Genomic DNA, 12449 nt, shown 5'->3' with positions numbered 1-12449 from the left:
ACAGCACTGTCGTATCTCTCTGAGGGGGTAGATCGTGCTGTATCCGGAGATCGAGCCGTACGACCACGGGATGCTCGACGTCGGCGACGGGCACCACGTGTACTGGGAGGTGTGCGGCAATCCGGACGGCAAACCGGCCGTGGTGCTGCACGGCGGGCCGGGGTCCGGGTGCACGGCCCGTGCCCGCCGGTACTTCGACCCGGAGGTGTACCGGGTCGTGCTGTTCGACCAGCGCGGGTGCGGGCGGAGCACGCCGCACGCGAGCGAACCCGTGGTGGACCTGTCCACGAACACCACCGATCACCTGATCGGCGACATGGAGCGGTTGCGCGAGTTCCTGGGCGTCGACCGGTGGCTGGTGTTCGCCGCGTCGTGGGGCTCGGTGCTCGGCCTCGTGTACGCGGAGCGGTTCCCGCACCGGGTGTCGGAGATGGTGCACGCGGGCGTAGCGACCGGGCGGCGGGCGGAGACCGATCTGTTGACGACCGGTCTGGGCCCGATGTTCCCGGAGGCGCACGCCCGGTTCCGCGAACTGGCGCCGTCCGGCGATCCGGCGGCGGGGTACCTGGAGCTGCTCCTCTCCCCCGACCCGGCGGTGCACAACCGGGCGGCCGCCGAGTGGTGCGCGTGGGAGGACGCGTTGCAGCCCCTGTCGTCGGGCGGCCTGCGCTTCGAATCCCCGACGTTCGGGCTGGCGTTCGCGCGGCTCGTCACGCACTACTGGGCGCACGGGTCGTGGCTGCCGGAGGGGATCGTGCTGGAGGAGGCGTGGAAGCTCTCGGGCATCCCGGGTGTGATCGTTCAAGGAGTGCTCGACCTGGGCAATCTGCTTGGCACGCCGTTCGACCTGGCTCACGCCTGGCCGGACGCCGAGTTGATCCTCATCCCCGAGACCGCGCACGGCGGCAGCGACGCGTTGGCGGAAGCTAGGGTCGCGGCTACTGACAAATTCCGGTAACACGCGGAAACTCAGTGCGATGCTGTGACTACAGCCTGAAACGCACGGAGGGGTGCCGGGTGTCCGACAGGTTCAGCGCAGACCTGAGACCACTGCTCAGCCACGCGCGGGAGGAGGCCCGGCACCTCGGCGACGACGAGGTGCACGTCGCCCCGACCGGGAGCGCTACCGTCACCGACGCACGAAGGCTGACGCGGCTGGTCGATGCGGTGGCGAAGGACTGATGTTGGAACGATTCACCGAGGGTGCGCGCCGGGTTTCCGTGCTCGCCCTCCAAGAGGCCCGGAGGCTCAACCACACCGCCATCGGCACCGAGCACCTGTTACTGGGGCTGATCGGCGAGGGCGGGGCGGCGTCGTCGGTGCTGGTGTCGTTCGGGCTGTCGCTGCAGCGGAGCCGGGCGCACGTGCAGGAGATCGACGGGCGCGGCAGCCTGCCGGTGCCCGGACACCTGCCGTTCACGCCGGGCGCGAAGCGGGCGTTGGCGTTGGCGGTGCGTGAGGCGCTGGCGTTGGAGCACCGGCACGTCGGCACCGAACACCTGCTGCTCGGCGTGCTCGCCGAAGGCGACGGGGTGGCGCTCGACGTGCTCGCCCGGTGCGGGCTGGAGGCTGCCGACGTGCGGGACCGGGCGTTCGCGGTGCTGGCCGGGATCGAGCTGCCGCCCGCGCAACGGCCCGCGCGGCTGTTCCTCAGCTACCGGCGTCCGCAGGACCTGCACCTCGCGGGGCGCATCGCGGACCGGCTCGACGACATCGGCCGGTCCGTGGTGGGTGACGTCGGCGAGTGCGACGTGCTGCTCGCCGTCGTCGGGCCGGAGTGGGCGCCGACCGACCTGATGCGCACGGAGGTGGAGCGGGCGGCCGAGCGTTCGGTGCCGGTGATCCCGGTGCTGGTCGACGGGGCCGTGCTGCCCGTCGACCAGCTGCCGGGGACCGGTCGCGTCACCGATCACGTCACCGTGCGGCACGAGACGTTCCGGGTGGACGTGGCGCGGTTGGCCGACGTGGTCCGCTACGCCCAGCCGGGCATCGGGTAGCCCGCCATCAGGTCGGCCACCTCGGCGGCGATGCGGTCCAGCTCCTGCTCGTCCTCCGCCGCCCGGATGGCGCGGTCGATCCACTCCGCGATCTGCGGCATGTGGTCCGTCGTGAGGCCGCGGGTGGTGATCGCGGCCGTGCCCAAGCGCACGCCGGACGGGTCGAACGGCTTGCGCGGGTCGAACGGGACGGTGTTGTAGTTCGCCTCGATGCCCGCCCGGTCGAGTGCCTTGGCGGCGGGCTTGCCGCCGATGGCCTTGGTGGTCAGGTCGACGAGGATGAGGTGGTTGTCGGTGCCGCCGGAGATCAGGTCGAAGCCCCGTTCGATCAGGGCGGCGGCCAGGGCGCGGGCGTTCTGCACGATGGCGTGCGCGTAGAGGCCGAAGGACGGCTCCAACGCCTCGCCCAGCGCGACCGCGATGGCGGCGGTGGTGTGGTTGTGCGGACCGCCCTGGAGGCCGGGGAACACCGCCTTGTCGATGGCCTTCGCGTGGGCGGCGTCGGTGAGGATCATCGCGCCGCGCGGGCCGCGCAGGGTCTTGTGGGTGGTCGTCGTGATCACCTGGGCGTGGCCGACCGGTGACGGGTGGGCACCGCCCGCGACGAGGCCCGCGATGTGCGCGATGTCGGCCGCGAGGACCGCGCCGACCTCGTTGGCGATCTCGGCGAAGGCGGGGAAGTCGATGGTCCGAGGGATGGCCGTGCCGCCGCAGAAGATCACCTTCGGGCGTTCGGCGCGGGCCAGGTCGCGGACCTGGTCGAGGTCCACCACGCCGGTCTCCTTGCGGACGCCGTACTGGACGCTGCGGAACCACTTGCCGGTGGCCGAGACGCCCCAGCCGTGGGTGAGGTGGCCGCCGGCGGGCAGCGCCATGCCCATGACCGTGTCGCCGGGGTCGAGGAAGGCCATGTAGACGGCCAGGTTGGCCGGGGAGCCGGAGTAGGGCTGCACGTTGGCGTGGTCGGCGCCGAACAGGGTCTTCGCCCGCGCGACCGCGAGCTCCTCGACCGGGTCGATGACCTGCTGGCCCTCGTAGTAGCGGCGGCCGGCGTAGCCCTCGGAGTACTTGTTGGTCAGGACCGAGCCGGTGGCTTCGAGGACGGCGGTCGAGACGTAGTTCTCCGAGGCGATCAGGCGGACCTTCTCGAACTGGCGACGGGCCTCGGCCTGGACCAGCCGGGCGACCTCGGGGTCCGCACCGGTCAACGACGGGATTGCGGGTTCGTGCACGACGACCTCCACGCGCGCGGGGGCGCTGCCGTAGCACCCAGGCGCGCGGTGCGATTCGGCTCAACGCTCCCCGGTGGTCGTTCCCACCCTCGGCACGCCAGTCGCGAACACCTCGGATCCTACCGCCACCCCGCCCCGCCGTGAACCCGCGCACGGCGGGGCCCGTTCATCGCCGGGCTTCGCGACCTTCGTCCTCCCGCAGCCCTCCCGCAGCCCTCCGTCCACGCGCCGGTGCGGGCGATGAGCGGTTTGGGCGGAACGGACCATTGCCGCGACGGTAGGCCGGCCCAATACTCGGGTTGGAAAACTTCCAACTGCCCCTGCTACACGTCAGCACTTCCCCCTGCCTCGAAAGGACTGACGTGCTCGATCGGAGAACGTTCGTGCTGGGAGCCGCCGCCACCGCGGCCCTCACCAGCGCATTACCGACCCACGCGGCCGGCGCGGCACCCGCGTCGGCCGACACATCGGACATCTTCGGCAAGAACGCGGGTGTGTTCCTCGCCCCCGGCGGCACCCCTCTTCTTCTAGCGCACCAAGACGGCCAGTGGGTGCTCATCGCCGAAGACGGTTCGGTGCGCATCACCGAAGGCCTCGCCGGCGCGGACCTGGTGGACGTCACCGGCAACGGCACCACCCTCACCGCCGTCGGCGCGTTGAACGGCGACCCGATCGCCACGATCTGGGAGTCCACCGACGGCGTCACGTGGCGCGAAGCCCGGCGGCTCCACGGCGTGCGCTCGGAGTTCACCGCGGTCGGCGACGGCCTGGCGCTCGGCTCCGTGGTGAAGCACGAGCGCGCTCCGGTGGTCCGCATCGCCGCCCGCCGCACCGGGTCGGGCTGGAACACCGTCCCCGTCCGCGGCCTCGAATGGACCGACGGCCTGTCGGCCACCGCCGTCGCCGCCACGGGCGACGGCTGGATCGCGGCGGCCGTGGACATCTCCGGCACCGTCCTGCACACGTCGCGCGACGGCGTCACGTGGACCGTCCGCCCCCGCCTGGACGGTGTCGCGGTGCGCGGTCTGACGCTGGTGGACGGCCGGGTGCACTGGGTCGGCAACGAGATGGTGGACGCCACCCCGCTCACCGGCGTGCTGGACGCGGACCGGACCCGCCCGGCCGTGCCGCAGGACGCGAAGGCGCTGGGTGTCGCGGGCACCCGGTCCGGCTGGCTCACCGGCGGCCGGCTGATCACCGTGGAGGCGGCCCGATGATCACGTTCAGCCGGATCGACGGCACCCCCGTGTACTACTGGCGGTCCAGTCGTGGCAACACGACGTTGCGCAACTGGCAGGCCACCCAGGCGTTCTACGACAGCCTGGTGCTGTGGATCCGCGACCTGCGGTCGTTGTCGTCGGCGTACGGCAGCATCACGTACCTGGTCTCGGCGGGCTTCTACGTGAACAAGCCCGGCCAGCACGGCGCGGGCACCGCGATGGACCTCGACCACGTCCGGTGGAGCGGCGGGCAGATCTCGTCGCCGCTGGACCGCGACCACGCGTCCGGCACGCTCGCCACCCGGCGCCGGTACCTGGCGGTCGACGCGGTGTGCCGGCGGCGGTTCCGGTACGCGTTGGACGGCTGGTACAACGCCGACCACGCCGACCACATCCACTCGGACTTCGGCGGCCTGCCGGTCCGCTGCGTGACGAGTTCGGAGAGCGACACGAAGTTCGTCCAGGCCCTGTGCAACAACTTCCTGAACTCGGGCCTGGCGGTGGACGGCGACTGGGGCTCGTTGACGCAGAGCGCGTTCAACACGGCCAAGTCCCGCCTGGGCACGACGGGCGACCCGCACACCAGCAGTGCGGCGTGGCAGTCGTTCCTGTCGGCGGCGGCGCGGAAGGGTTTCGCGAACCAGGCGTTCTGACCTGACCACGACGGTGGTTGCGCGGTGACGGGCCCGTGAGTCGGCGACTCACGGGCCCGTGTGCCGAATGCCCACCGTCCGATCCGGCACGCTACGTCGTGGGCGACCGCCCGATGTCCGGCCGTCGTGCCGGTCCCGCTACGGCTAGGAGTGTGTTCGTGTTCGTCAGCCGGGCCTACGTGCCGGAATCCCTGCGTCCCGCCGACCGCCGCCACTGGCCGTACACGGTTCCGGCCGTGGCGGAGGTGGTCGAGCACGGGGTGGAGTTCACCCGTCCGGTGACTTTCCTGGTCGGTGACAACGGCTCCGGCAAGTCGACGTTGGTCGAGGCCATCGCCGAGGGGTTCAAGCTCGACGCGCGGGGCGGCCGGGCGGCTCGGGTGTTCGGCAACGCCGATCCGACCAAGACGCCGCTCGGCGAGGTGCTGCGGCTGGAGACGACCTCGCGGGGCGCGGCGATGCTGGCCGGGCCCCGGTTGAGGAAGAAGGGGTTCTTCCTGCGTGCCGAGACCGCGTTCGGGATGACCGAGGCGTTCGGCGGTGTGCCCGGCTACTGGGAGGAGGACACTTCCCGGCTCAGCCACGGTGAAGGTTTCCTGGCCGTGTTCCGGGCGATGTTCCGCGACCCCGGCTTCTACGTGATGGACGAACCCGAGTCGGCGCTGTCGTTCACCGCTTGTCTCCAGCTCGTGGCTCTGATGCACGAACTCGGCGAATCGGGGGCGCAGGTCGTGTGCGCGACCCACTCGCCGATCCTGGCCTCCACGCCGGGAGCCGACATCATCGAGGTCGGTGAGCACGGTCTGCGCCGAACCACGTGGGCGGACCTGGAACTGGTCGACCACTGGCGTCGGTACCTGAACAACCCCGAGGCGTACCTGCGTCACCTCACCGGCGCTTGAGCCCTGGTCGAACCGACACGGCCCCCACCTCCGAACCTCTGTCGACTGCTTCCGCCGAGGGATGGGGGAATCCGTGGACGACTCAGCGGCGTGCGCCGCCAGTTACGCCAACCAGCTGCACGCGACCGTGGAACGCCTGGCCATCGGCAGGCGTTGGCCGCTGGTCCTGTCGGACGGCAACGTGCACCTGCCCACCGGGCGCGGTATCGCCGGTCTGGTGGTGAGCGCCCGGATCGGCCGGCAGATCGACGCGGTGCTGCCGGCGGTGGCGCTGTCGGCCGACCTGTGGGCGTTCCTGGTGGACACCGTCGACTTCGACCCGGCCGGTGCCGCCAGACCGGTGTTGCCACCGCAGGTGCGGCTGGTCAACGGCGGCCAGTACCTGCCGCTGCCGCCGAGCGTCACCGCGGACGGCCCGGTGCGGTGGATCCACGAGCCCGGCGACTTCCTCCCCCGGTTGACCACCGTGCTGCGGCTGCTGGGGCCGGTCACGCCGACGTTGATGATCCGGCGCGCCACGCGGTGACGACGCGGTGAGCTACCGGGGCCCGAGTCCCGTCTTCCCGTCGATCAGTTCCCGCACGGCGTCGAGGTGGCCGGCGTGGCGCGCGGTCTCCTCGATCATGTGCAGGACGATCCGGCGCAGGTCGGTGATCTCGTCCCCCAGATCTCCGGGGTGGCGTCCCAGTGGGGGCGTCGACAGCGGTGTGGAGGCGAGGATGGCGTTCGACCGCTCGCATTGGTCTTGGTAGAAGGCGAAAACCTCGGACGGCGGTCGCGGCGTGGTGAGCGGCTCGGGGTCGTCGGGCCAGGGCAACGGGTCGGCGCGGCCGGTGAGGATTTCCTGGAACCAGTGCCGCTCGGCGTAGCCGAGGTGTTCGACCATGCCCAGCGGCGTCCACCCCGAGGGCAGGACCGCCTTCGCCAACGCTTCGCCGTCGAGGCCTTCGAGGATCGCGAGCACGGCGCCGCGCTGCGCGTCCAGGAACATCGTCAAGGCGTTCTTCTCGCTGTCGTCCACCGGCTCCCCACCCCCTGTCGGTCGGCTGCTGAACAGCCGCCGGGAAGCTAACAGCCGGCACCGACAATCCCCGGACACCGAGACCGTCGCGGACTTCCGACCGTGATGGTCCACTCACGGGGCCTGCGCCCGGACGCGTCCCCGGACGCGGCGGCGCTGCGCGCCTGGGCCAAGGAGTGTTTGTCCGCCTACAAGGTCCCGCACCTGCTCGCCTTCGTCGACACACTCCCAAGGGCGCGACCGGAAAGATCCTCAAGCGCCATCGACCGCTCTCTCTTCGACAGTTCCACGACCTCCGACAGCGCCCCGGCGGACACCCGCGGTGGTGCCGAGGGCTGAGCCTCCCGTGCCGGCGGCGGGGATCACCGCCGCCGAGCCCGACCACCGCAACTCACCCCGGCGCGGGGCTGTGACCGGGCTGTGCGATGACCTGCCGCGGGCCCGGCCGTAATTCGCTTGATCTGGCCACGGGTCAACGCTGGACTGCGGCCGGACACCACGAGTCGTGGTGCCGGTATCCCGGAGAGGCAGCGGCAGCAATGGAGATCCGTTCCACGACCGACCAGGACCTCGACGTCTTCGTCGACACACTCCATGCCGCGTTCGGGCGCTTCCCGCCAGTACCTGAACCGCTGGGCCCGACCGAGGGCGGCGGGGTCTGGTGGTCGGCGCTCGAAATGGACCGCAACCTGCTCGCCATGACGGCGGACGGGCGGCCCGTCGGCACCGCCGCCGCGTACTCCTTCGAGCTCACCCTGCCCGGTGAGATCCTCGTCCCGGCCGCCGGGGTGACCGCCGTCGGCGTCCTGCCCTCGCACCGACGCCAGGGCGTGCTCAGCGCGATGATGCGGCATCAGCTCACCGAGCTGCGGGCCCGAGGGGAGTTCCTCTCCGCACTGCTGGCCACCGAGGCCCCGATCTACGGCAGGTTCGGCTACGGACCGGCGACCTACACTTCTCGGCTGACGGTGCAGCGCCACCAGGCCGCCCTCGCCCTCCCCAGGGCGCGCGGAACGGCCGACGCCCCGACGACCGGCTCGGTCGAGCTGCTGCGTCGTGCCGAGTGCGGTGAGATCCTGGAAGAGGTCTACGACCGGTACCGCCGCGCACAGCCCGGCGCGCTGTCCCGGCCGCGCCGCTGGTGGGCCTTGGGCGCGGGGCAGCCCCCGGTCTCTCCGGCGCCGCGCTACGTCGCCGTCCACCGTGACGCCGACGGCGTCCCGGACGGGTACGCCAGCTACTCGGTCGGCGAGTCCGGCACCTTGACGGTCGACGAGACCATCGCCACCGACGACGCCGTCTCCACGGCCCTGGCCCGGTTCGTGCTCGGACACGACCTGGTCACTCGGGTCGTGTTCAAGCACTGCCCGCCCGAGCACCCGCTGCGCTGGCAGCTCGCGGACTTCCGCGCCGGCCAGGTGAGCGACGACACCGACTGGCTCTGGGTGCGGCTGCTGGACGTTCCGCGTGCGCTGACCGCGCGCGGCTGGTTCACGGACGGCGAGCTCGTCCTCGACGTCGACGACCCGTTCCTCGGCGAGCACGGCCGCTACCTGCTGACCGTCCGGGACGGCAAGGCCGACTGCGTCCCGACGGACCGGGAGGCCGACCTGTCCCTGGACGTGAGCGACCTGGGCTCGGTCTACCTCGGCGGCACCGCCCCGAGCACGCTCGTGCGTGCCGGACACATCCGGGCCCACCGCCCGGGCGCGGCCACCCTCGCTGACGCCCTCTTCCGCGCCGAGCGCTCCCCGCACTGCCTGCACTGGTTCTGACCGCGCGCTCGCCGACCCCGCACGAGTCTCGTCAGTAGGACTCTCGCGGTCTGAACGTAGGACACACGTGGTCTGAATGTAGGACTCTCGCGGGTTGAGTGTTCGACTCTCGCGCGAGTCGAACGTTCGGGACGGCCGAGTTCTGCGCTCGGGTGGTGGTCAGCAGGTCGGGGTGGAGGGTGAGTCGGCTCGGCGTTCGAGCATGACGGTGTCGCGCCACACGCCGTGGTGCTGGGCGATGCGTTCGCGGACGCCGACGGTGCGGAAGCCGGCCGAGTGGTGCAGGGCGATGCTGGCGCGGTTCTCCGGGAAGATCGCGGTCTGGAGGGTCCACAGGCCGGCTTCGTCGGCCGCCGTGACCTGCTTGTGCAGCAACGACTTGCCGACGCCGCGACCGCGGAAGCCTTCGCCCACGTACACCGAGGTCTCGGCGACGCCGGAGTAGCACTCGCGGGCCGAGACGGGGGTGGCGGCGGCCCAGCCGGCGACCTGGCCGTCGACGACCGCGACCCAGCGGTGCTCGGGCAGCCACTTCGACTCCAGCGTGCGGCGGCTGGGGGTCTCGGTCTCGAACGTGGCGTTGCGGGTGGCGATGCCCTCGCCGTAGATGCGGCGGACGTCGGGCCAGTCGTCGTCGGTCAGGGCCCTGACGGTGACGTCGGTGGGCAGGTCAGCCGGGCAGCACGGCCGGGTGACGATGGTGCCCATGACGGCGTCCGCGGCGTGCGGCAGGCCGGTGCAGCACGCCGGGTTCACCGACACCAGCGTGGCGGTGCCCTCCTTGCGCAGCCGGACGAAACCCACGTCGGCGAGCTTGCGCAGGTGGTGCGAGCAGGTGGACTGGCTGACGCCGACGGCCTCGGTGAGCGCGCCGACGGTGATCTCGCCGGGGTGGGTGGCGACGGTGTGCAGCAGGCGCACCCGGGTCGGGTCGGCCAGGCAGGCGAACCACTCGGCGTACGTGGTGGCGTCCTCGGCCGCGAGGCCCGGCGCGGGCAGCGTCGTTGTCATGACCCCCAGACTAATCGACGAACACCGATGGTTGCATCAATCTATGTTCCTCGATACATTGCTCCTCGTTCGATCGAGAAACACCGATGAAAGAGGTGCCTGGTGGACGAGCTCTCCGTGGTCGTGGTCGGGGCGGGGCCGGTCGGGTTGGCGGCGGCGGCTCGCCTGCTGGAGCGCGGACTGCGGCCGTTGGTGCTGGAAGCGGGCCCGCAAGCGGGTGCGGCGGTGGCGCAGTGGCGGCACGTCCGGCTGTTCTCGCAGTGGTCGGAGCTGATCGACCCGGCCGCACGCCGACTGCTGGAGGGCACCGGGTGGCGCGCACCCACCCCCGACGGCTACCCCACCGGTGAGGAGTGGGCCGCGCAGTACCTGGTGCCGCTGGCACAGGCGCTCGGCGACCACGTCCGGGTGAACGCCCGCGTGGTCGGGGTCGCCCGCCGGGGACGGGACCGGGTCGTGGACGCGGGCCGGGACAGCGAGCCGCTGACCGTGCACGTCGAGGGCGGCGAGCGGATCACCGCACGGGCCGTGGTCGACGCGTCGGGAACGTGGGGTTCACCGAACCCGCTGGGCGGCGACGGGCTGCCGGCGGCCGGTGAGCGGGAGGCGGCGGACCGGATCGGCTACCGCGTGCCCGACCTGGAGAGCGAAATCGCGCGGTACGCGGGCAAGCGGATCGCGGTGGCGGGCAGCGGGCACTCCGCGCTCACCGCCCTGGTCGCGCTGGCGGACCTGGCCGAACGGCACCCCGGCACGCACGTGACGTGGCTGCTGCGCCGCGGCACGGTCGGAGCCGTGTTCGGTGGGGGCGAGGCCGACCAGTTGCCGGCGCGCGGCGCGTTGGGCCTCAGGGCGCAGGCGGCGGCGAAGGCCGGGCACGTCGAGGTGGTCACCGGCTTCCGCACCGCGTCCGTCGAACGCGACGGCGACCGGCTGGTGCTGGTCTCGCAGGACGGGCACCGGCTCGACCCGGTGGACGAGGTCGTGTCGCTGACCGGGTTCCGGCCGGACCACTCCTGGCTGTCCGAGGTGCGGCTGGACTTGGACCCGGTGCTCCAGGCACCGACCAGGCTCGCCCCGCTCATCGACCCGAACGCGCACTCGTGCGGCACCGTCTACCCGCACGGCGCAAACGAGTTGCGGCACCCGGAGTCCGGCGTGTACCTGGTGGGTATGAAGAGCTACGGGCGCGCGCCGACGTTCCTCGCCTTGACCGGCTATGAGCAGGCGCGCAGTGTCGTCGCCGAGATCGCGGGCGACCACGACGCGGCGGCGAAGGTCGAGCTGACGTTGCCGGAGACCGGCGTGTGCGGCGGGTCCGGGGTGTTCGACGTCGCCGAGCCGGCGGCTTCGGGCGGGTGCTGCGGTGGCCTGGCGGTGGCGGACCTGACGCTGTCCGCGCCGAGTGCGCGGGTCTGAGCTCGCGCGGGAGCCCGGCGTCATCGGGGGACGCCGGGTCCTCGCCGTCTTGTGCCTCACCCAGATCACCGGCTGGGGCGTGCTGTTCTACGGCTTCCCGGTGCTCGCGCCGACCATCGTGGCCGACACGGGCTGGTCCGGCACGGCGGTGATCGGCGCGTTCTCGGTCGCGCAGCTGGTCAGCGCGGTGGTCGGGGTGCCGGTCGGCAGGCTGCTCGACCGGCACGGGCCGCGGGTGGTGATGACGGTCGGGTCGCTGCTCGCGGTGGCGGCGTTGGCGGTGGTCGCGGCGGCGCGGTCGTTGCCGTTGTTCTACGCGGGGTGGGTGCTGGTCGGCGTGGCCATGGCCGGGGTGCTGTACCAGCCGGCGTTCGCCGCCCTCACCCGCTGGCACGGCGAGGAACGCCGGGTCGCGGCGATGACCGCCGTGACGCTGGCGGGCGGGTTGGCGAGCACGGTGTTCGCCCCGCTCACCGCCGCGTTGGCCGCCCACCTCAGCTGGCGGGAGACGTACCTGGTGCTCGCCGCGATGCTGGCCGTGCTCACGGTGCCCGCGCACCTGTTCGGCCTGCGGCTGCCGTGGCCCGCCCACCCGGCCGCGACGGACGCCCGCCATCCGACCACGATCGCCCGCAGCCGACCGTTCGTGCTGCTGACCGTCTCGATGAGCCTCGGCGCACTGGCCATCTACGCGATCGTCGTCGCCCTCGTGCCGCTGTTCGCCGAGCGCGGCTTGTCCACGACCACCGCCGCTTGGGCGCTGGGCCTGGGAGGCGTCGGCCAAGTCGTCGGACGCATCGGTTACGGCCGGTTGGTGGCCAGAACCGGCGTGCGGGCCAGGACAGCGGGCATTCTGCTGACCGCCTCCGCCAGCACCCTCCTCTTAGGACTGATCCCCGGCCCCGCGGTCGTGTTGATCGCCGTCGCCGTCCTGTCGGGCGCCGTTCGGGGCATCTTCACCCTCGTCCACGCGACCGCCGTCTCCGACCGCTGGGGCAACGCCCACTACGGGCGACTCAGCGGCCTCCTCCACTTCCCGCTGACCGTCACCGCCGCGGTGGCCCCGTGGGCGGCGACCGCGCTCGCCGGGACTCTCGGCGGATACCCGGCGGTGTTCACCGTCCTGGCCGCTTTGGGTGTCGTCGCGGCGGGCATCTCCCTCAAGTCCGTGCCACGAGGAGGTGAGACCTACACTTCGAAGTAGGACTTCTTGGGGGCT

At 72.0% G+C, this 12449-nt stretch carries 13 protein-coding genes and 1 riboswitch; of the genes, 10 read left to right on the top strand and 3 right to left on the bottom strand.

Features of this window, described 5'->3' with window-relative positions:
* Nucleotides 1-34 precede the first annotated feature (34 nt).
* The 3 genes from pip to FM051_RS20500 are packed head-to-tail and all read left to right on the top strand — an operon-like array spanning nt 35 to nt 1997.
* On the top strand, nt 35-958 hold the full coding sequence (gene pip / locus FM051_RS20510) for a prolyl aminopeptidase (protein ID WP_202918940.1): 924 nt from the start codon (nt 35-37) through the stop codon (nt 956-958).
* Nucleotides 959-1017: 59 nt separating this feature from the next.
* Nucleotides 1018-1182, top strand: coding sequence for a hypothetical protein (locus FM051_RS20505; protein ID WP_158845734.1), 165 nt, complete (start codon nt 1018-1020; stop codon nt 1180-1182).
* A complete protein-coding gene (locus FM051_RS20500; protein WP_158845731.1) occupies nt 1182-1997 on the top strand; it encodes a Clp protease N-terminal domain-containing protein in 816 nt (271 codons plus the stop codon). The genes FM051_RS20505 and FM051_RS20500 overlap by 1 nt, the downstream gene beginning before the upstream one ends.
* Here FM051_RS20500 and FM051_RS20495 read toward each other — a convergent pair.
* Nucleotides 1973-3229: a serine hydroxymethyltransferase gene (locus FM051_RS20495; RefSeq protein ID WP_158845728.1), complete on the bottom strand. Its 1257-nt coding sequence runs from the start codon at nt 3227-3229 to the stop codon at nt 1973-1975. The two genes, FM051_RS20500 and FM051_RS20495, sit on opposite strands and share 25 nt — an antisense overlap.
* A gap of 28 nt (nt 3230-3257) precedes the next feature.
* Nucleotides 3258-3344: riboswitch (ZMP/ZTP riboswitch) on the bottom strand.
* A 247-nt stretch (nt 3345-3591) separates the two neighbouring features.
* On the opposite strand from FM051_RS20495, the gene FM051_RS20490 reads away from it, so the two are divergent.
* The 4 genes from FM051_RS20490 to FM051_RS20475 all read left to right on the top strand — a co-directional run bounded on the left by FM051_RS20490 (nt 3592) and on the right by FM051_RS20475 (nt 6530).
* The gene (locus FM051_RS20490; protein ID WP_158845725.1) at nt 3592-4446 is read left to right on the top strand and encodes a hypothetical protein; all 855 of its coding nucleotides are present in this window, start codon (nt 3592-3594) and stop codon (nt 4444-4446) included.
* The gene (locus tag FM051_RS20485) at nt 4443-5102 is read left to right on the top strand and encodes a hypothetical protein (protein ID WP_158845722.1); all 660 of its coding nucleotides are present in this window, start codon (nt 4443-4445) and stop codon (nt 5100-5102) included. Before FM051_RS20490 ends, FM051_RS20485 begins: the two co-directional genes overlap by 4 nt.
* A gap of 158 nt (nt 5103-5260) precedes the next feature.
* On the top strand, nt 5261-6004 hold the full coding sequence (locus tag FM051_RS20480) for an AAA family ATPase (RefSeq protein WP_158845719.1): 744 nt from the start codon (nt 5261-5263) through the stop codon (nt 6002-6004).
* Nucleotides 6005-6077: 73 nt separating this feature from the next.
* Nucleotides 6078-6530, top strand: coding sequence for a hypothetical protein (locus FM051_RS20475; protein ID WP_158845716.1), 453 nt, complete (start codon nt 6078-6080; stop codon nt 6528-6530).
* A 12-nt stretch (nt 6531-6542) separates the two neighbouring features.
* Here the strand turns inward: FM051_RS20475 and FM051_RS20470 are convergent, their stop codons facing one another.
* Nucleotides 6543-7025: a DinB family protein gene (locus FM051_RS20470; protein WP_202918939.1), complete on the bottom strand. Its 483-nt coding sequence runs from the start codon at nt 7023-7025 to the stop codon at nt 6543-6545.
* 539 nt (nt 7026-7564) lie between these two features.
* On the opposite strand from FM051_RS20470, the gene FM051_RS20465 reads away from it, so the two are divergent.
* A complete protein-coding gene (locus FM051_RS20465; protein ID WP_158845714.1) occupies nt 7565-8800 on the top strand; it encodes a GNAT family N-acetyltransferase in 1236 nt (411 codons plus the stop codon).
* Between the two features lie 159 nt (nt 8801-8959).
* Here FM051_RS20465 and FM051_RS20460 read toward each other — a convergent pair whose 3' ends face one another.
* Nucleotides 8960-9811: a helix-turn-helix domain-containing GNAT family N-acetyltransferase gene (locus FM051_RS20460; protein WP_158845711.1), complete on the bottom strand. Its 852-nt coding sequence runs from the start codon at nt 9809-9811 to the stop codon at nt 8960-8962.
* A gap of 102 nt (nt 9812-9913) precedes the next feature.
* Between FM051_RS20460 and FM051_RS20455 the strand changes: the two genes are divergently transcribed.
* Together FM051_RS20455 and FM051_RS20450 are read left to right on the top strand one after the other, a co-directional pair.
* Nucleotides 9914-11230 carry an FAD-dependent oxidoreductase gene (locus FM051_RS20455; RefSeq protein ID WP_158845708.1) on the top strand — a complete coding sequence of 439 codons (1317 nt, stop codon included), beginning with the start codon at nt 9914-9916 and terminating at the stop codon, nt 11228-11230.
* Nucleotides 11217-12434, top strand: a complete 1218-nt coding sequence (locus FM051_RS20450) for an MFS transporter (protein ID WP_202918938.1) — start codon at nt 11217-11219, stop codon at nt 12432-12434. Before FM051_RS20455 ends, FM051_RS20450 begins: the two co-directional genes overlap by 14 nt.
* The last annotated feature ends 15 nt before the right edge of the window (nt 12435-12449 follow it).

The organism is Saccharothrix deserti, from assembly GCF_009769385.1.
In the GTDB taxonomy this organism is placed as follows: Bacteria; Actinomycetota; Actinomycetes; order Mycobacteriales; family Pseudonocardiaceae; genus Actinosynnema; species Actinosynnema deserti.
This window is presented reverse-complemented; position numbering and strand designations above follow the sequence as displayed.